Source organism: Kutzneria sp. 744, assembly GCF_000568255.1.
In the GTDB taxonomy this organism is placed as follows: Bacteria; Actinomycetota; Actinomycetes; order Mycobacteriales; family Pseudonocardiaceae; genus Kutzneria.
Map to the genome: position 1 here is coordinate 1,956,941 of NZ_KK037166.1, position 17,246 is coordinate 1,974,186.

Annotated in this window: 18 protein-coding genes and 1 pseudogene; 12 read left to right on the plus strand and 7 right to left on the minus strand. The window is 69.8% G+C overall.

Annotation, left to right across the window (positions count from 1 at the left end):
- Nucleotides 1–36 precede the first annotated feature (36 nt).
- On the minus strand, nt 37–546 hold the full coding sequence (locus KUTG_RS08625; RefSeq protein ID WP_043716222.1) for a SigE family RNA polymerase sigma factor: 510 nt from the start codon (nt 544–546) through the stop codon (nt 37–39).
- Nucleotides 547–673: 127 nt separating this feature from the next.
- The gene (locus KUTG_RS08630; RefSeq protein WP_043716224.1) at nt 674–862 is read right to left on the minus strand and encodes a hypothetical protein; all 189 of its coding nucleotides are present in this window, start codon (nt 860–862) and stop codon (nt 674–676) included.
- A 136-nt stretch (nt 863–998) separates the two neighbouring features.
- On the opposite strand from KUTG_RS08630, the gene KUTG_RS08635 reads away from it, so the two are divergent.
- Entirely contained in the window at nt 999–2,483 is a 1,485-nt protein-coding gene (locus KUTG_RS08635) for an alpha/beta fold hydrolase (protein ID WP_157494414.1), read from the plus strand.
- A gap of 188 nt (nt 2,484–2,671) precedes the next feature.
- On the plus strand, nt 2,672–3,175 hold the full coding sequence (locus tag KUTG_RS08640; protein ID WP_157494415.1) for a transglycosylase SLT domain-containing protein: 504 nt from the start codon (nt 2,672–2,674) through the stop codon (nt 3,173–3,175).
- Nucleotides 3,176–3,225: 50 nt separating this feature from the next.
- On the opposite strand, the gene KUTG_RS08645 is transcribed toward KUTG_RS08640, so the two are convergent.
- Together KUTG_RS08645 and KUTG_RS08650 are read right to left on the minus strand one after the other, a co-directional pair.
- On the minus strand, nt 3,226–4,401 hold the full coding sequence (locus KUTG_RS08645) for an arylsulfotransferase family protein (protein ID WP_043716227.1): 1,176 nt from the start codon (nt 4,399–4,401) through the stop codon (nt 3,226–3,228).
- A 57-nt stretch (nt 4,402–4,458) separates the two neighbouring features.
- Nucleotides 4,459–5,166 carry a FadR/GntR family transcriptional regulator gene (locus KUTG_RS08650; RefSeq protein ID WP_043728711.1) on the minus strand — a complete coding sequence of 236 codons (708 nt, stop codon included), beginning with the start codon at nt 5,164–5,166 and terminating at the stop codon, nt 4,459–4,461.
- 50 nt (nt 5,167–5,216) lie between these two features.
- On the opposite strand from KUTG_RS08650, the gene KUTG_RS08655 reads away from it, so the two are divergent.
- The 3 genes from KUTG_RS08655 to KUTG_RS08665 are packed head-to-tail and all read left to right on the plus strand — an operon-like array spanning nt 5,217 to nt 7,899.
- Nucleotides 5,217–6,110, plus strand: a complete 894-nt coding sequence (locus KUTG_RS08655; protein ID WP_232240715.1) for a carbon-nitrogen hydrolase family protein — start codon at nt 5,217–5,219, stop codon at nt 6,108–6,110.
- Nucleotides 6,107–7,399: an APC family permease gene (locus tag KUTG_RS08660; RefSeq protein WP_043716229.1), complete on the plus strand. Its 1,293-nt coding sequence runs from the start codon at nt 6,107–6,109 to the stop codon at nt 7,397–7,399. The genes KUTG_RS08655 and KUTG_RS08660 overlap by 4 nt, the downstream gene beginning before the upstream one ends.
- A gap of 35 nt (nt 7,400–7,434) precedes the next feature.
- A complete protein-coding gene (locus tag KUTG_RS08665) occupies nt 7,435–7,899 on the plus strand; it encodes a GNAT family N-acetyltransferase (protein WP_043716231.1) in 465 nt (154 codons plus the stop codon).
- On the opposite strand, the gene KUTG_RS08670 is transcribed toward KUTG_RS08665, so the two are convergent.
- A complete protein-coding gene (locus KUTG_RS08670; protein ID WP_043716234.1) occupies nt 7,896–8,249 on the minus strand; it encodes a DUF488 domain-containing protein in 354 nt (117 codons plus the stop codon). The two genes, KUTG_RS08665 and KUTG_RS08670, sit on opposite strands and share 4 nt — an antisense overlap.
- Before the next feature lie 66 nt (nt 8,250–8,315).
- Here KUTG_RS08670 and KUTG_RS53125 point away from each other — a divergent pair, with 66 nt between their 5' ends.
- The 4 genes and pseudogenes from KUTG_RS53125 to KUTG_RS08685 all read left to right on the plus strand — a co-directional run bounded on the left by KUTG_RS53125 (nt 8,316) and on the right by KUTG_RS08685 (nt 13,944).
- The gene (locus KUTG_RS53125; protein WP_052394225.1) at nt 8,316–9,830 is read left to right on the plus strand and encodes an nSTAND1 domain-containing NTPase; all 1,515 of its coding nucleotides are present in this window, start codon (nt 8,316–8,318) and stop codon (nt 9,828–9,830) included.
- Nucleotides 9,831–10,189: 359 nt separating this feature from the next.
- Nucleotides 10,190–10,399, plus strand: a pseudogene (locus KUTG_RS66050) (hypothetical protein); the annotation flags it as partial.
- Between the two features lie 13 nt (nt 10,400–10,412).
- Nucleotides 10,413–12,797 carry a WD40 repeat domain-containing protein gene (locus tag KUTG_RS08680; RefSeq protein WP_052394227.1) on the plus strand — a complete coding sequence of 795 codons (2,385 nt, stop codon included), beginning with the start codon at nt 10,413–10,415 and terminating at the stop codon, nt 12,795–12,797.
- 70 nt (nt 12,798–12,867) lie between these two features.
- The gene (locus KUTG_RS08685) at nt 12,868–13,944 is read left to right on the plus strand and encodes an LLM class flavin-dependent oxidoreductase (RefSeq protein ID WP_043716236.1); all 1,077 of its coding nucleotides are present in this window, start codon (nt 12,868–12,870) and stop codon (nt 13,942–13,944) included.
- A 29-nt stretch (nt 13,945–13,973) separates the two neighbouring features.
- On the opposite strand, the gene KUTG_RS08690 is transcribed toward KUTG_RS08685, so the two are convergent.
- A complete protein-coding gene (locus tag KUTG_RS08690) occupies nt 13,974–15,209 on the minus strand; it encodes an IS110 family RNA-guided transposase (RefSeq protein WP_043714337.1) in 1,236 nt (411 codons plus the stop codon).
- 248 nt (nt 15,210–15,457) lie between these two features.
- Here KUTG_RS08690 and KUTG_RS08695 point away from each other — a divergent pair, with 248 nt between their 5' ends.
- Both KUTG_RS08695 and KUTG_RS08700 read left to right on the plus strand, forming a co-directional pair.
- Nucleotides 15,458–16,033 (plus strand): FMN reductase, encoded by a 576-nt coding sequence (locus KUTG_RS08695; protein WP_043716239.1) that lies wholly within the window; start codon nt 15,458–15,460, stop codon nt 16,031–16,033.
- Between the two features lie 38 nt (nt 16,034–16,071).
- Nucleotides 16,072–16,500, plus strand: coding sequence for a GNAT family N-acetyltransferase (locus KUTG_RS08700; RefSeq protein WP_043716241.1), 429 nt, complete (start codon nt 16,072–16,074; stop codon nt 16,498–16,500).
- Here KUTG_RS08700 and KUTG_RS08705 read toward each other — a convergent pair.
- Entirely contained in the window at nt 16,485–16,850 is a 366-nt protein-coding gene (locus tag KUTG_RS08705) for a hypothetical protein (RefSeq protein ID WP_043716243.1), read from the minus strand. The genes KUTG_RS08700 and KUTG_RS08705 overlap by 16 nt on opposite strands.
- A 111-nt stretch (nt 16,851–16,961) precedes the next feature.
- On the opposite strand from KUTG_RS08705, the gene KUTG_RS08710 reads away from it, so the two are divergent.
- Nucleotides 16,962–17,219 carry a PLD nuclease N-terminal domain-containing protein gene (locus KUTG_RS08710; RefSeq protein WP_052394229.1) on the plus strand — a complete coding sequence of 86 codons (258 nt, stop codon included), beginning with the start codon at nt 16,962–16,964 and terminating at the stop codon, nt 17,217–17,219.
- Nucleotides 17,220–17,246 lie beyond the last annotated feature (27 nt).

The following is a 17,246-nucleotide window of genomic DNA, read 5'->3' on the forward strand; positions in this document are numbered from 1 at the left end:
TCGCGTCCTGGAGTGCTTCCCGCAGGTCCTGCTCGTTCACGCGCCCCTCCTCGGGCTCAGTGGTGTCACGTTCAGCAGTGCGCGCAGGGTCTGCAACCCGCGCGCGGCCTGGCTCTTGACCGTGCCCTCGGAGCACTCCAGCAGCCGGGCGGTGTCCTCGACGGACATGTCCTCCCAGTACCGCAGCACCAGCACCGCCCGTTGCCCCGCCGGCACGCGCCGTAGCGCGGCCAGCAGCATCAGGCGGTCCTCCGGCCGGTCCCCGCCCTGTTCCGGCTGGTCGGCGTGCTCGGCGGTGACGTGCTCACGGCGGAACCAGCCCAGTCGCCGCTCCGACAGGAACACGCGGACCAGCACCTTGCGGGCATAGCCGTCCAGCGCGCCCAGGTCGGTCAGGCGGTGCCACTGCCGGTAGAGCTTGGTGAACGTCACCTGGGTCAGGTCCTCGGCACGGTGCCAGTCACCGCACAGCAGGTACGCCGTGCGTTGCAGGCCGTCGGCTTTGGCCGTGACGAACTGCGCGAACGCGATGTCGCGATCGGCCATGTCCCCTCCGTGTCCTCGCTTCCATCAGTGAACACGCGCACGGCGGCTCAGCGGGTTGCAGCGAGTTTTCTGCGGGGCGGAATTCACGGCGGCAAAGACAATTCCGTAAACCGCGATCGCGGTTTTCTCAGCCGGCGAGCAGGACGAGCAGCCCGGCCCCGGCCAGCGCCAGCCCGACCCCGAGGCGGGGGCCGCGCTCGCGACGGGCCGGCCACGCCACGAGGGCGCCGGCGGCCAGCGGCGCCAGGCCGATCCAGCGCACCCAGTCCGGAAAGTCCAGTCCGGCGACGAGGCCACCCAGAATGCCCGCGGTCATTCCCGCACCCTAGCGCCGCTGTCCGTACGGGAACAAAACATGACCCGAAACCGACCGGGATCGCGCACGCGCACAGTCGCGCTGCCTACGGTGATCACGGGAACCACCGTGAGAGAGGCAATTACTGGTGAGACGCATGCTGTCCGCTGCCGCCGTCGTCGTGACGGCAGTGATCACCATGGGCAACGCGGCCGCTGTCGGCGCGACCCTGCCCCACGAGACCATCGGCTGGGGCGCCTGCCAGGACACGACGCTGGCAGGAGCCGGCGCCCAGTGCGGCACGCTCCAGGTGCCGCTCGACCACGCCAACCCCGGCGGCGCGAAGATCACGCTCGCGCTGTCTCGGGTGGCGCACAAGGCATCCAGCGCCTATCAGGGCGTCATGCTGACCGCCCCGGACCCGCTGGCCGGGGCCGGCTACGAGTCCTCGCTGCTCGGGCAGCAGTTGCCCGGCGCGGACGGCTACGACTGGATCGGCATCGCCCGCCGCGGCATCGCGCCCAGCGTGCCCGCGCTGTCGTGCGACCCGGGCTACAACTCGTTCAACCGGCCGGGCTACGCGCCGACCGCGCCGACCAACGAGGTCAACTGGCTCAACCGCGTGCAGGGCTACGCCACCGCGTGCGCCAACACGCACTCGGATCTGTTGCAGCACATGAGGACCACCGACGTCGCCGCCGACCTGGACGACGTGCGCGCGGCGCTCGGCGTCAACCAGGTCGGCCTGTACGCCCAGTCCTACGGCACCTATGTGGCCGAGGTGTACGCCACCCTGCACCCGCTGACCGTCAAGCGTCTGGTGCTGGACAGCGCGATCAACCCGGACGAGGTCTGGTACCGGGCGGCCGACCTGGACCAGAACGCCAATCTTCAGCGGAACTTCTACCTCTTCTTCGACTGGCTGGCGGCCAATGACGCCACCTACCACCTGGGCGCCACGCGGGACGCCATCAAGCAGGTGTGGAACGCGCAGCTGGCCAAGGTGACGGCGCAGCCGGCCAACGGCCTGATCGGGCCGGCCGAACTGACCGACCTGCTCACGCTGACGCCGTACTACGAGGCGTTCTGGCCCACGCTCGGCGGGTTGTTCGCCGGCTACGTGCACACCGGCGACGCCACCGCGTTGCAGGGCCTGTACACACAGTTCTACCAGCGCGGCAGTGACAACATCTACGCCGCGCTGCTGTCCGAGGTCTGCACCGACGCCCCGTGGCCGGCCGACTGGTCGACGTGGCGCGCCAACGCCGTGGCGAGCGCGGCCCAGGCACCGGACATCACGTGGGGCAACACCTGGTTCAACGCCCCGTGCCGGGTGTGGCCGGTCAAGGCCTCGAACCCGGTGCCGGTGCTCGGGTACGGCGTGGGCAGCGTGCTGTTGCTGCAGAACGAGCTCGACGGCGTCGCCCCGCCGTCCGGCAGCATGGCACTGCGCCAGCGGTATGCGCATTCCGCGCTGCTGACCGTGAACGGCGCCATCACCCATGGCGTCACGCCGAGCGCGGACACCTGCGTGAACACCGTGCTGGGCAACTACCTCAGCACTGGAACGTTGCCGACCCGTAAGCCTGGCAACGTCTCCGACGCCACCTGCGCCGCCCCGCCGGCGCCCGTCGCCGGCTGATTCACCGGCAGTACCAGACGCCACCCCGGCTTTCCGGCCGGGGTGGCGTTTTTCTGTGCCACCCCTTCTGGTCTAGACCAAATCTGTCAAGGGTGAACGCTTCGCCCGAGGATCGTTCGCTGTCAGGATGGGCGGACGCCGCCACGTGAATCACGTCATTACCCCTGCGATGACTGTGAGGAAACATCATGGCGAAGGTTTCTACGCGCCTTGTCGCGCTTTCCGGGCTCGTGCTCAGCGGACTCCTGGCCGCCGCGCCACTGGCGACCGCCGGCACCACGCCGGCCGCGGTGGCCTCGCCGGCCGCCCCGCTGTGCACGCAGAAGAGCACACTGGCCGGAACCCACCTGTCCGACAAGCAGATCGCCCAGTACGCCCGCAACAACGGCGGCCTGCACGGCAACGGCCTGATCATCTCCATCGCGGTGGCGCTGGCCGAGAGCCAGGGCTGGACCAAGGCGGTGCTGATCAACACCGACTGCAGCCGCGACCGCGGCGTCTGGCAGATCAACTCCAAGTGGCACAGCGAGGTCTCGGACGACCAGGCCTTCAACCCGGTCACCGCCGCGCAGCAGACGGCCCGTATCTCGTCCAACGGCACCAACTGGACGCCGTGGACGACGTACCAGAACGGCGCGTACAACCAGTTCATGTCCCGCGCTCGGACCGCCGCCTCCCAGGTCGGCGGCTGAGCCTGCGACACTGCGCCGGCCGTCCCCCCAGGGGCGGCCGGCGCAGTGGTTCACCGCCAGTCGAAACGGTAGGCGCGGTAGGTGTTCACGCCGGCCGGGAACTTGGCGCCGAACACCACGGCCCCGTGCCGGTCGAACTCGGACAGGTACGGCAGCGCGCCCCAACCGACGAACGTCTGCCCACCCGGCTCGGGCTGCGCGTTGCCCTGCGACGTCGCGAGCAGCCCGGCGGGCTGGTTGTAGGCCCGCACCAAGGTGGCCGTGTGCTTGGCCGGATCCACCTTCACCACGGCGACCCGGCTGTGGTCGTACTCGGAGACAGCCCCGCTGCCGGTGTTGGCGACCCCGGCGGACTCGTTGTCGAAGAAGCTGTAGTAGCCGTTGCCCAACGGCTCCGGGTCGTGCTGCCACGCGACGAGCGCACCGGCGGCGTTGAGCTCGGCCCCGGCCGGCCGGAACGAACTGGCCTTTCCGCCCAGCTGCCACAGAATCCGGCCGTCCCGGCGGGAAACCTCATACGCGGCCCAGGTGTTCCGGGCGTCCAGCAGCAGATTGTCGCCGTCCGGCTTGACGGCGTTGATGTGGAACCAGTCCCACGGTGTGTCCGGCGAGGCCGGCAACGCCTGCTCGCTCTGCGAGTACGGCACGTGATCGCTGCTGTCCCACTGGAAAAGCACCTTCCCGGTGGCGATGTCGATCTCCTGCACGACGCCGTCGAGCACCTGCTGCCGCGGCGGGCCGCCGATCGCGGTGAGGTCGGCGGTGGCCTGCTTGTAGGCCAGGACCAGGGCGGTGTCGCGCGGCGTGATGACGAACTCGTGCCCGTCGGCCTGATAGCCGTTGCCCGCCCGCACCTCGCCGATCTTGTGATAGCCCGCGTCGTACATCTGGTCGACGCCGACCGCCAACCCGCCTAAACCCTTGCCCTCCCACCAGGTCAGCACCGGCCGGCCACGGTAGTTCTGCTTGCGGAAGTCGGCCGCCGACAGGCCGGCCGGCACGGCGTGCGACCACACGGTCTTCCTGCCGTCGGGACTGAGGATGGCCACGCCGTTGGCGTACTTGCCGTCGGCGGAGGTCGGCGTGAGGAAGATGTCGCCCTTCCCGGCCCCAGGAGCGTCGGTGAGCACGGTCAGCGGCGGCAGCGACGGCTCGGCGGCGGCCGCGGTGGCCGGCAGGGCGGGGACGAGGGCCGCGACGGCCAACGCGAGGATGTGCAAGCGCATGGCCGTATGCCTAACAATGCCGGCCACGGCGAGGGAAGCGCATCCAGAGTGTGGGAACTAACGGGAATGTCTGGACAACATGGTCTCGTGCAGCACTTCGACGTGCCGGCACGTGACTTCGACCGCGGAAACGGCGTCCCGGCGGTCGATCGCCGCGACGAGCTCTGCGTGCTCACGGTTGGATTCGCGTAGGTATTCCAAGGGATACGGCAGGTAGTAGCGGTAGAGCTCCCGCACGACCTCGCCATACCGCTCGGTCGCGGTCAGGCCGCTGGCCTCGACCACCGTGGCGTGGAACCGCGCGTCGAGTTCGTGGAACTCGGCCCAGCCAGACGCCTTTTCCATACGCCGCACCAGTTCCTCCATCGCCGGCACGGCGTCGTCGGCGCGCCGGATCGCCGCCAGATGGACCAGCCCGGTCTCCAGCGCCAGCCGGTGATCGATGAGCTCGTGCACCTCGGCCCCGGCGCCGATGTAGGCGGCGATCTCCGCCACCACGCCCAAGGCTGGCTCGGCGGCGACCGACGTCCCGCCGCCCCGACCGCGCCGCCGCACGAGCACGCCGTCCGAGCACAGCGACACGAGGGCCCGGCGCACGGTGATCTCGCCGACCCCGAGCGCGGAGGCGATCTCCGGCCCCGGCGGCAGCGCCTCGCCCGGCGCCAGCAGCCCGAGCTCGACAGCCAGCGCGATCCGCGCCCGCACCGTGTCCAGCGCGGACAACCTGCGGATACCGGTCAGCGCGGGCGCGCTCAGGCCGTCCATGGCCGTCACCCTACCGGCCAAAAGCGCTCATTTTGAACAGTCTTGTGAAAGTGTTCAACCTGGACTATTTTGCCGACAACGCGGAAGGAGCCGCCGTGCTGTCCACAGTGCTGGTGCAGGCCGAACCGGTGCCGTTCGACCGGCCGCTCGACACCTTCGCCGACGAGGTGGCGGCCGTGCTGGCCGAGCACCCGGGCACCCGCCTGGTCATGTACCCCGAGCTGCACCTGTGCGGGGCGGAGAACCCGCGCGACACCGCCGAGCCGTTGAGCGGCCCGCGCACCCGCCGGCTGGCCGAGATGGCCGGCGACCTGGGCATTTGGCTGGTTCCCGGCACCGTCTGCGAGCGGGGGCCGTCGGGCGAGGTGTTCAACACCGCCCTGGCCTTCTCCCCCGGCGGCTCGTTGGTCGCGTCGTACCGCAAGATCTTCCCGTGGCGGCCGTACGAGCCGTACGACCCGGGCGACCGGTTCGTCGTCTTCGACATCCCCGACGCCGGCCGCGTCGGCTTCTCCATCTGCTACGACGCGTGGTTCCCGGAGCTGACCCGGCACCTGGCGTGGATGGGGGCCGACGTGGTGCTCAACCCCGTGCAGACGACCACGCCCGACCGCGCGCAGGAACTGGTGCTGGCGCGGGCCAATGCCATCGTCAACCAGGTTTTTGTGGTCAGCCTCAACGTGGCCGGGCCGTTCGGCGTCGGATGCAGCGTGGTGGTCGGGCCCGAGGGCCAAGTGCTGGCCGAGACGGCCGGCGCCGACCCGGCCGTGCTCGCCGTGACACTGGACGTCGACGAGGTGGCCCGGGTTCGCCGGCGCGGCACCGCCGGCGTGAACCGCATGTGGGACCAGTTCCGTGACGGTGACGCGCCGATCGAACTTCCGTTGTACCAGGGCAGGATCGACCCCGGCCGGTGGCGGCCGGGTGGAGGTGACCCGCGATGACCGTTACCCTCACCCCGCATCTGCGCCTGCGTGGCGTTGTCCTTTTCGGACTCGCCTACATGGCGCCGCTGATCGTGCTCGGCACGTACGGCATCGTCGCCACCACCACCGACGGGACGGTGCCGACCGCCTATCTCCTGGCCACGGTGGCGATGCTGTTCACCGCGGCCAGCTACGGACGGATGGCCTCCGAGTTCCCGGTCGCCGGCTCCGCGTACACCTACGTGCGCAAGGCCATCGACTCCCGCGTCGGCTTCCTGGTCGGCTGGGCGGTGCTGCTGGACTACTTCTTCCTGCCGATGGTGATCTGGCTGATCGGCGCCGCCTACATGTCCGCCCAGTTCCCGTCGGTGCCGAGTTGGCTGTGGGTGCTGGGTTTCATCATTCTCACGACCGAGTTGAACGTGCTGGGCATCCGGGTCGCGGTGACCGCCAACTTCCTGCTGATGGCGTTCCAGATGCTGGTGATCCTGTTCTTCGTGATCCTGTCGTTCGGCCACGCCCCGAGCCTGTTCAGCGGGGTTCCCTTCTACCACAACGGCTCCTCGTTCAGCGGCATCTCCGCCGGGGCCGCCATCGCCGCCTACTCGTTCCTCGGCTTCGACGCCGTGACCACGCTAACCGAGGAGACCTTCGAGCCGCGCAAGACCATTCCCCGCGCCATTCTGCTGACCGCACTGCTGGGTGGCGTGCTGTTCGTGATCCTGGCCTACGCCACGCAGCTCGTGCATCCCGGCGCCACCTTCCACGACGAGTCCTCGGCCGCGTTCGAGATCGCCACCGACATCGGCGGCACCCTGTTCGCCGCCGTCTTCCTGGCCGGGCTCATGGTCGCCCAGTTCGCCTCCGGCATCGCCGCCCAGGCCGGCGCGTCCCGCCTCATGTTCGCCATGGGCCGCGACGGCGTGCTGCCCAAGCGCTTTTTCGGCTACCTGCAACCGAAGCTGGAGACCCCCGTCTTCGGCATCGTCCTCATCGGACTGATCGGCCTCGGCGCGCTGGCCCTCGACGTCACCACCTCCACCTCGTTCATCAACTTCGGCGCCTTCACCGCCTTCACCTTCGTCAACCTCTCCGTCATCGCCCTGTGGCTCCGCCAGCGCGGCTCCGTCCTGCGCAACCTCGTGGTGCCCGTCGTCGGCGCCGCCGTCGACCTCTGGCTGCTCGTCCACCTCGACGGCACCGCCATCACCCTCGGCCTCATCTGGCTCGCCCTCGGCGTCTGCTACCTCACTTACCTCACCCGCGGCTTCCGCCGCCCGCCCCCGGAGGTCACGTTCGAGGATTAATTTACATGATTAATGGAATCGGCTACGGTCGTTTCATGGCCACGACAATCGTCGAAGCGACCGAAGAACTGATTCCCGAACTGGTGACGTCCGTGGGCGCGCTGTTCGCCGAGGACGGCGGGCGGCACGACCCGCGTATGGACGCCGACTGGCCGCGCCGGCACGGCGCGGCCTACTACCGCGACGTGATCGGCGACAGCGCCGGACTGTGCCTGCTGGCCAGGGCGGACGGCACGCCGGCCGGCCATCTGGTCGGCCGGCTGCGGACCAGCGAGATCCGCCCGGGCGCGCGCATCGCCGTCCTGGAGAGCATGCGGGTCGGCGAGCAGTTCCGCCGCACCGGCGCCGGTTCCGCGCTGGTCACCGAATTCACCGCGTGGGCCGAACGAAATGAGGCCACCGAATTCCGCGTGACGGCCTTCGCCGCGAACGAGACGGCAATCGCGTTCTACCGTTCACACGGATTCACCCCGTTCGAACTGACGCTCCGTCGCGCTTAGACCATCGACCGCAGCACATCGGCCAGCACCGCGGCGTTGCTGATCTCCAAGGCCTTGGTGGCAGTCAGCAAGGTCAACGTGCCGGTCGTCTCGATCAGCCCCTGCAACGCCGTCTGCCGATCGGCGGCCTTGAGCTCGGCGCGGTAGCGCTCGGCGAACTCCTCGAACAGGGAGGGGTCGTGGCCGTACCAGATGCGCAGTTCATCGGACGGGGCGACGGAGCGGCACCAGCTGTCCAGCTGGGCCAGGTCCTTGCGCAGTCCGCGCGGCCAGAGGCGGTCGACCAGCACCCGAACCCCGTCGTCGGGGCTGGGATCGTCGTAGACCCGAGCCACCCGCACCGTGCGCACCCACCGACGATAACTCCGGAACGCCTCGCGCGCACGGGAACACAGCGCGCGCCATAGGATGCAGCCATGCTGCTGGTCAAGCTCCTGGGCGCGCTGCACGCAGAGATCGACGGACGCGAGCTGGAGCTGGGGCCACCGAAGCAACGGGCCCTGTTCGCGCAGCTGGCGGTGCGGCGCAATCAGGTGGTGTCGCGGACCGAGCTGGTGGACGGGGTGTGGGGCGAGGAACCCCCGGACAGCGTGCGGGGCATCATCCACACCTACGTCTCGAAGTTGCGGCAGACGCTGGCGGGGGATCGCAAGGCGCGGTCCCGCGACAGCGTGCTGACGAGCGTGGGCTCGGGGTATCGGTTGGCGCTGGAGCCGGAGCACCTGGACGTGTGGCGGTTCGAGCACGCGTTCCAGCAGGCGGGCCAGGCGCGGGCGGCCAACGAGGTGGAGCGGGCGATCGCGCAGTGGGACGAGGGCCTGCGGCTGTGGCAGGGCGAGCCGCTGGCCGGGGTGCCGGGACCGTTCGCGGAGAGCGAGCGGCAGCATCTGGAGGAGCTGCGGCTGGCGGCGATCGAGGACCGGGCGGAGACGTTGCTGTCGCTGGGCCGGGAGTCCGAAGTGGTCGTCGACCTGCGAACGACCGTTGAGGACAATCCGCTACGCGAGCGGTTGCGAGCCCTGCACATGATCGCCCTGTACCGGGGCGGGCGGCAGGCGGAGGCGCTGGAGCACCATGACCGGCTGCGCCGGCTGCTGGCGGCGGAGCTGGGCGTGGATCCGGGCACCGAGGTGCAGGCGGTCTACCAGCAGATCCTGGCCAACGACCCGGTGCTGGGCCGCCCGACGCCGCGGGTCACGGTGACGCTGCCCAAGGAGGAGCCACCGACGCCGGCCCGGGAGGGTCGCAGCCCGTACCCGGGGCTGCTGGCGTTCTCGGTGGGCAACGCGCAGTACTTCTTCGGACGTGAGCAGCTGACGGCGACGCTGGTGGACCGGCTCGGCGATCCGCGCCGGGACGGCCCGGTGGCGGTGGTGGGCGCGTCCGGCTCGGGCAAGTCCTCGCTGCTGCGGGCCGGCCTGGTGCCGACGGTCGAGGGCATGGACCTGGCGACGCCGCGCCGCTGGTCGTGGCTGCTGTTCACGCCGGGCAACAAGCCGGTGGAGGCGTTGGCCTCGTCGCTGGCCCAGGCCACCGGCCGGCCGCCGTCGGAGCTGCTGGCGATCATGCAGGACGACCCGGGCGAGCTGGCCGGCGTGCTGGACGGGTCGGAGCGGCTGGTGGTGGTGATCGACCAGTTCGAGGAGCTGTTCACGCAGTGCGAGGACGAGGCCCAGCGCCGGATCTTCGTGGCGGCCCTGACCGCGCTGAACGCGGCCGTGGTCTACGGGGTGCGCGCCGACTTCTACGGGCACTGCGCCCGCTTCCCGGAGCTGCTGGCCTCGCTCGAACGGGCGGTGGTGGTCGGCCCGATGACGGCGTCGGCCCTGCGGGAGGCGATCGAGCGGCCGGCGGCGCTGGCCGGCCTGGAGCTGGAGCCGGGCCTGAGCGACGTGCTGCTGCGCGATCTCGGGGCCGAGGAGGACCCGTGAAAGGCGATAAGCTAGATCTGTATAGTTAGCAGGTATCAGCAAGTCCTAGGGCGCGAACCGGCAAAATGACTAGGTTTGTCACTGGCGGGTAACACCAATAGTAACTTACGCCTATCCCTTCTAGTCTTCTTTGTTTGGTTAAATCTAGATGCGGTCTTAAGTAAGTTAGGTGGTGTGGGTGAAAGAGCTGCCGCCACACTGACAATAGGGCAGGAAGGCCCGGTATTCTAACCCCCCCTTTCTCTTCCGGGTCAGCTCGGGGTTTAAAGTTCAGTTGAAATGTAGCCCGTTACGTATTCCAAGGGACACGCCACCACGGCCGACGCCACGTATGCCCGGTTCGATGGGACGGACGGGACCTCGTGCGACGGCTGCTGCTGCGCATGGTGCACGTCGGCGAGGGCGTCGAGGTGACGCGGGCCCGGGTGGACCGGGCCGGTCTGATCGAGGGCGCCGCCGACCCGGAGACCGCGGCGGCGGTGCTGGACGCGCTGGCCCGGGCGCGGCTGGTGACGGTGGACGAGGACACCGCGGAGATCAGCCACGAGGCGTTGCTGCGCTCGTGGCCACGGCTGCGGGTGGGTGGCCGCCAATCGCGAGGGCCTGCGGCTGCACCAGCAGCTGGCGCGGGACGCCCGGTCGTGGCAGCGGGACGGCCGCGACGCCTCGGGGCTGTATCGGGGCGCGAAGCTGGCGATCGCCCTGAACTGGGCGCCGGACGACGGCACCCTCGCCCCGATCGAGCGGGAACTGTTGGACGCCAGCCGTTCCCGCGAGGCCGCCGAGCAGCAGGCGGCGGTGCGGCGGACCCGGCGGCTGCGGCAGCTGGTGGCGGCGCTGACGGTGCTGCTGCTGGTGGCCGTGGCCTCGATGGTTTTTGCCTTCGTGGAACGCAACACGGCGTTGCAGGAACGGGCCGACGCCATGTCCAGACAGGTGGCGCTGCGGGCGAATTCCCTGCTGGCGGCCGATCCCGCGCTGGCGGCGCAGCTGAGCCTGGTGGCGTACCGGACCTCGCCGACGACGGAGGCCCGCGGCAGTCTGCTGACCGCGTCGGGTGTGCCGGCGACGACCCGGCTGCTCGGGCACACCGACGGCGTGACGGCCTTGTCGTACGGGGGAAATCTCCTCGCCAGCGCCAGCAAGGACAAGTCGGTCCGGCTGTGGGACGCCGGCACCCGCACCGAGGTCGCGACGGTTCAGGTGCCGAGCGCGGCCTACGGCGTTGCGCTGAGCCGGGACGGCAAGCTGCTGGCCGCCGGCGTCGCCGACGGGTCGATAATCCTGTGGGACCTCAGCAATCCGCGCAGCCCGGCCCAGCTCGCGGTGGCCAAGGGGCACACGGACAGCGTGTTCGCGCTGGCGTTCAGCCCCGACGGCAAGCGCCTGGCCTCGGCCAGTGGGGACAAGACGGTTCGACTGTGGCAAGTGGACGGTCGTCAGATCGAGCCGGCCGGAGTCCTCAACGGACACGAGAAGACCGTCACCTCGATCGCCTACAGCCCCGACGGCAAGCTGGTGGCCAGCGGCAGCTACGACAACACCGTGCGGCTGTGGAACGCCGCCACCGGCGCGCCGGCCGGCGTCCTCACCGGGCATGCCAACGCCGTGACGGGTGTGGCGTTCAGCCCGGACAGCCACCGGGTGGCCAGCGCCAGCTACGACGAGACGGTCCGCGTCTGGGACACCGCCGGCGGCCTGGTGTCGACGTTCACCGGCGCCACCAGCTTCCTGGAGGCCGTGGCGTTCAGCCCCGACGGCCGGACGGTCGCGGCCGGCGGCGACGACCACATCACCCGGCTCTGGGACCTGGCCGGCGGCGCCCAGGTCGCCTCGTTCACGGCCCCGGCGACCATCCGCGCGGTGGCGTTCAGCCCGGACGGCTCGTCGGTGGCGACCGGGGCCGCCAACTGGTGCGTGTCGGTGTGGGACGTGCGGGCCGCCGAGGTGAACGGGCATGCGCAGTCCGGCTGGGGCGTGGCCTTCGACAAGACGGGCAAGGTACTGGCCAGCGGTCACTACGACGGCACCGTGCGGTTGTGGGGCACGTCGGACCCGCGCCGTCCGACGGCCCTGGCCACCCTGAGCGGCCATAGCGGCCCGGTGACCTCGGTGGCGTTCAGTCCGGACGGGAAGACGCTGGCCAGTGTGAGCTACGACCACACGGCCCGGCTCTGGGACGTCTCCGATCCCGCTCATCCGACCCTGCTGTCCAGCGTGCCGGCCTCCACCGGGCAGCTGGAGGCGGTGGTCTTCGATCCGTCCGGAAAGATGATTGTCACATCTGGTGACGATCACCTGATTAGACTATGGGACGTGACGGACGCGAGACGGGTGACGCCGATCGGGCAGCCGCTGACCGAGCACACCGACGGGGTGAGCTCGCTGGCGTTCAGCGCCGACGGGAAGACCCTGGCCAGCGGCAGTTATGACGGCTCGGCGCGGCTGTGGGACGTGTCCGATCCGGTGCATCCGGTCAGCAGGTACCGGATCGCCACCAGCCGGCCGGCCCCGATCCGCGGCATCGCGCTGTCGGCCGACGGCCGTCTGCTGGCCACCGGCGGCGAGGACCACGCCGTCGAACTGTGGGACGTCGGCGGCGCTCCATCGCAGGTCAGCGCCTTGACCGACCACACCAACACCGTCACCTCGGTGGCTTTCAGCGCCGACGGCAAGTCGCTGGCCAGCGCGAGCTGGGACCGCACGGTGTCCATCTGGGACGTCAGCGACCCGCACGCGCCCCAGCCGTCGGCAACCCTGTCCGGCCCGACCGACAACGTGACGGCGGTGACGTTCGATCCGCGTGGCGGCAGCGTGGCCGCGGGCGTGGCCAACGCGCCGAACTCCTTGTGGCAGACCGATCCCGAGGCCGTGGCCCGGCAGGTGTGCGCGACGCGGGGCACCCCGGTCAGCGACGCCGAGTGGCGGACCTATGTGAGCGAGGACTCCCCCACGGACCCCTGCTGACCGTGGAATACTGTCGAGCGTCCAGTAGTTGAGAGTTCAAGTACTGGACGAGTCGAGAGGAGCGACGGACATGCAGTTCGGAATCTTCACCGTCGGCGACGTGACGGCCGACCCCACCACCGGCGTCACGCCGACGGAGGCCGAGCGGATCAAGGCGATGGTCACGATCGCGCTCAAGGCCGAGGAGGTCGGGCTGGACGTGTTCGCCACCGGCGAGCACCACAACCCGCCGTTCGTGCCCTCGTCGCCCACCACCATGCTCGGCTACGTCGCGGCCAGGACCGAGAAGATCATCCTGTCCACCGCGACCACGCTGATCACCACCAGCGACCCGGTGAAGATCGCCGAGGACTTCGCGATGCTGCAGCACCTGGCCGACGGCCGGGTCGACCTGATGATGGGCCGCGGCAACACCGGGCCGGTGTACCCCTGGTTCGGCAAGGACATCCGCCAGGGCATCCCGCTGGCCATCGAGAACTACGCGCTGCTGCACAAGTTGTGGCGCGAGGACGTGGTGAACTGGTCCGGCAAGTTCCGCACGCCGTTGCAGGAGTTCACCTCCACGCCCCGCCCGCTCGACGGCGTGCCGCCGTTCGTGTGGCACGGCTCCATCCGCAGCCCCGAGATCGCCGAGCAGGCCGCCTACTACGGCGACGGCTTCTTCGCCAACCACATCTTCTGGCCCACCTACCACTTCCAGCAGCTGATCCAGCTGTACCGGCAGCGGTTCGAGCACTACGGGCACGGCTCGGCCGACCAGGCCATCGTGGGCCTCGGCGGGCAGGTCTTCATGCGCCGCAACTCCCAGGACGCCGTGCGCGAGTTCCGGCCGTACTTCGACAACGCGCCGGTGTACGGGCACGGGCCCTCGCTGGAGGACTTCACCTCGCAGACCCCGCTGACCGTCGGCAGCCCGGAGGAGGTCATCGACAAGACGCTGACCTTCCGCGAGCACTTCGGCGACTACCAGCGCCAGCTGTTCCTGATGGACCACGCCGGCCTGCCGCTCAAGACCGTGCTGGAGCAGCTCGACCTGCTCGGCGAGATCGTTCCCGTGCTCCGCAAGGAGCTCGACGCCAAGCGGCCCGCCCACGTGCCCGACGCCCCCACCCACGCTTCCTTGCTGCAGAAGAAGGTGTCCGCATGACACCTCTTGTGTCAACCTCAAGATCAAAGTCAGGCCGCGATCTGGTGTTCGGCCTGGCGTCGGGCTGCGCCGTGCAGGATGGGGTCGTAGGGCGTGTTGTTTTGCCAGCAGCGCCACATGACGCGGATCCAGGCGCGGGCGAGGATGCGGGTGGCGTGGGGGTGGTCCTTTCCCTCGGCGCGGGCGCGGTTGTAGATGTCGGCGGCCCAGTCGCTGGAGAAGCGGCTGTTCGCCGCCCAGGTGGTGATCGCGGTGCGCAGCCGTTTGTTGCAGGCCCAGCGGAAGCTGACACCGCGTTGCTTGCCGGAGGCCTTGGTGACCGGGGTGATGCCGGCCAGCGCGGCGATGGCGTCGGGATGGCCGAACGCTTCGCGGGCGTCGCCCCACTCGGCGAGGATCTGTGCGGCGTTGATGGTGCCGGCGCGGGGGAAGGACCGGAAGATCTCCGCGTCGGGGTGGGTGTCCATCTGCTCGGCGATCGAGCGGTCCAGGTTCTTGATCGCGGTGTTGAGCGCGGTGAGTACGCCGACCTGAGCCAGGACCGCGTCACGGACGCCGTGGCAGGTAACGGGATCGGTCATGCCAGCCGGGGTGTCACGCAGACGGGCCAGCAGGACCGCGGCGGGTTTGCGGCCGGAGTAGCCCTGTTTGGCGCAGAACGCGGCCAGCTGTTTCTCGGTCAGGCGGGCGGCCGAGGCCGCGGTCGGGTAGCGGGTCAGGAAGGCCAGGGCGATCGCGGACTCGATGTCGGCGAAGATCGCTTTGGCGCCGGGCCAGTGCGCGTCGAGCAGCGCGCCGAGCTGGTTGATCGCGGCCACGCGCGCCTCGACGAGGTCAGTGCGGCTGCGCACGGTGGCCCGCAAGGCCTTGGTGTGGCTGGAGAACGGCGTCGCCGGCCGCAGCCGGTGGGCGCGGACTCGAAGGTAGTCGGCGATGACGTGGGCGTCGCCGGGGTCGGACTTGGCGCCGGAGAGCACCTCGGCTTCACGCCAGGTCTTGATCGCGTTCGGTTTGACCGGCACCACCGGATAGCCGGCTTCCAGCAGCGTGTCGACCAGGCGGCCGTCCGGGCGTTCGATCGCGACCGGCGCCCGCTCGCAGTCGGCGAGCTTGCCCAGCTTGCGGACCAGCTCGGCGAACCCGGCGGCGGTGTGGGCGATGGTGAACGCGGCGACTTTACGGCCGGTGGGATCGAGCACGCATACGGCGTGCTCGGCCGCCGCCCAGTCGATCCCGACGAAGAACAACGCGTCTGGCAGCGACAACCCCGTCGCCTTTCCGTTCGTGACTCGGGGCAGGCGCCAGGCGGAGGCGAGGGAACCGACAGCGGAGTGGTCACTAACCGGCGCTCTACGGCGCGTCCTCTTGTCATCGCTTCGCGGTTCCGGGGAAGCCGGGGGCGGCAGTGTCATGCAGGCCCTCGAAGGGCGACCACACTAGGCCGTCACCCCGGCTTCCGCCTGGTTCCTACCACACACGCCATGACGGCGTCTGCACGGAAGAGGGTGCACTAGTGACCACCATCGCCGTCGTGACGGCCGGTCTGAGCCAGCCTTCCTCCACGCGGCTGCTGGCCGACCAGCTCGCCGCCGCCACCCGTGAGGCGCTGGGCGACGCCGAGATCACGGTGATCGAGCTGCGGGACATCGCCGTCGACGTCACCAACAACATGCTGACCGGCTTCCCCAGCCCCAAGCTGTCCGCGGCCATCTCCGCGGTCACCTCGGCCGACGCGCTGATCGCCGTCACCCCGGTGTTCACCGCCTCGTACAGCGGGCTGTTCAAGTCCTTCTTCGACGTGCTGGACAAGGAATCCCTGGTCGGCAAGCCGGTGTTGATCGCCGCCACCGGCGGCTCCGAGCGGCACTCCCTGGTGCTCGACTACCAGCTGCGCCCGATGTTCGCCTACCTGCGGGCCGAGGTCACCCCGACCGGCGTGTACGCCGCCTCGTCCGACTTCGGCAGCCCGTCCCTGCACGACCGGGTCCGCCAGGCCGGCGCCGAGCTCGCCGACCGGGCCCTGGGCCTGCGTTCGGTGGCCAAGCCGGCCGACACCTTCGTGCCGTTCGAGCAGCTGCTGGCCCGGTAGTTCTGACGCAGCAGCCCGTTTCTGACACAGTGGGGCCGGTGAAGATCGAGGTCCTTTCCGACGTCACCGATGAGGTGACCGCCGCCTTCGCCCGGCTGCTGCCCCAGCTCTCCCGCTCCGCCGCGCCGCTGTCCAAGGCGGCGCTGGCGGGCATCGCCGGCCACGAGGCCACCACGGTGTTGGTGGCCCGCGACGCCACCGGCATCGTCGGCACCCTCACCCTGGTGATGTACCCCATTCCCACCGGCTTGCGGGCCCACATCGACGATGTCGTCGTCGACTCCTCGGCCCGCGGCCAGGGCGTCGGCGAGGAGTTGACCCTGGCCGCCCTACGCATCGCCACCGAGGCCGGCGCCCGCACCGTCGACCTGACGTCCCGGCCCTCCCGCGAGGCCGCCAACCGCCTGTACCAGCGCCTCGGCTTCGAGCTCCGCGACTCAGGCGTCTACCGCTACTCGTCCAAGTAGCGATACCGGTCGTCCCCGGCGCTGACGAGGACCTGGCCGTCACGGACCTGCCATTCGCTCAGGCCGTCCTGCTCGTGGCTGGCGAAGAACAGGCCGCGCACGCGGTCGTTGTCCTCGTCAGAGGCGGGAATCCGGGCGATGGCGGCCAACTGCCCCAGGAACCAGTCGACCGAGAGGTGGCGGATGTCGCCGCCGTAGAAGACATAGCTGATCCAGTTGAACGGCTTGGCCGGAAAGCCCCAGCCGCCGGAGTAGAAGCCCTCGTCGTGCGCCGCGATGACCTCACGGATGGCGGCGAGCTGCTTCTCGTCGCACTCCAGCCAGCCCCTGACCGACACGTAGATCCCCATGGCCTCCCCTTCCAGCGAGGCATGACCATGCCGGCATTCGACTAAAGTCGTACTGCGCATTCCGACGCAGGATCGATGCCGGGTAACCCGATCAGCCCATAGCTTCGTGTCATGGCACACCTCGCACAGGCCTTCACCATCAGCGACGACCTCGCCGCCCGGGGCATCGGGGTCGGCCTCATGATCGTCCTGATCGCCGTGGGCATCTTCCTGGTCGTCCTCTTCCTGGCGGCGCTGTTCAGCATTCTCGGCGCGGACGTCGGGTGCGGCGGCAAGATCCTGTGGATCCTGGTGGTCCTGTGCCTGCCGTTCCTGGGCAGCCTGCTCTGGTTCGTCGTCGGGCGCCCGCGGCCACGCCCGTACTACTGAAACGTTCCCCATTGATCACCCGTACTT

Excerpts from the sequence above, each read along its gene's own strand:
- KUTG_RS08625 (WP_043716222.1), bottom strand. The coding sequence starts at position 546 with ATGGCCGATCGCGACATCGCGTTCGCGCAGTTCGTCACGGCCAAAGCC.
- KUTG_RS08630 (WP_043716224.1), bottom strand. The coding sequence starts at position 862 with ATGACCGCGGGCATTCTGGGTGGCCTCGTCGCCGGACTGGACTTTCCG.
- KUTG_RS08635 (WP_157494414.1), top strand. The coding sequence starts at position 999 with ATGCTGTCCGCTGCCGCCGTCGTCGTGACGGCAGTGATCACCATGGGC.
- KUTG_RS08640 (WP_157494415.1), top strand. The coding sequence starts at position 2,672 with ATGGCGAAGGTTTCTACGCGCCTTGTCGCGCTTTCCGGGCTCGTGCTC.
- KUTG_RS08645 (WP_043716227.1), bottom strand. The coding sequence starts at position 4,401 with ATGCGCTTGCACATCCTCGCGTTGGCCGTCGCGGCCCTCGTCCCCGCC.
- KUTG_RS08650 (WP_043728711.1), bottom strand. The coding sequence starts at position 5,166 with ATGGACGGCCTGAGCGCGCCCGCGCTGACCGGTATCCGCAGGTTGTCC.
- KUTG_RS08660 (WP_043716229.1), top strand. The coding sequence starts at position 6,107 with ATGACCGTTACCCTCACCCCGCATCTGCGCCTGCGTGGCGTTGTCCTT.
- KUTG_RS08665 (WP_043716231.1), top strand. The coding sequence starts at position 7,435 with ATGGCCACGACAATCGTCGAAGCGACCGAAGAACTGATTCCCGAACTG.
- KUTG_RS53125 (WP_052394225.1), top strand. The coding sequence starts at position 8,316 with ATGCTGCTGGTCAAGCTCCTGGGCGCGCTGCACGCAGAGATCGACGGA.
- KUTG_RS08685 (WP_043716236.1), top strand. The coding sequence starts at position 12,868 with ATGCAGTTCGGAATCTTCACCGTCGGCGACGTGACGGCCGACCCCACC.
- KUTG_RS08705 (WP_043716243.1), bottom strand. The coding sequence starts at position 16,850 with ATGGGGATCTACGTGTCGGTCAGGGGCTGGCTGGAGTGCGACGAGAAG.
- KUTG_RS08710 (WP_052394229.1), top strand. The coding sequence starts at position 16,962 with ATGGCACACCTCGCACAGGCCTTCACCATCAGCGACGACCTCGCCGCC.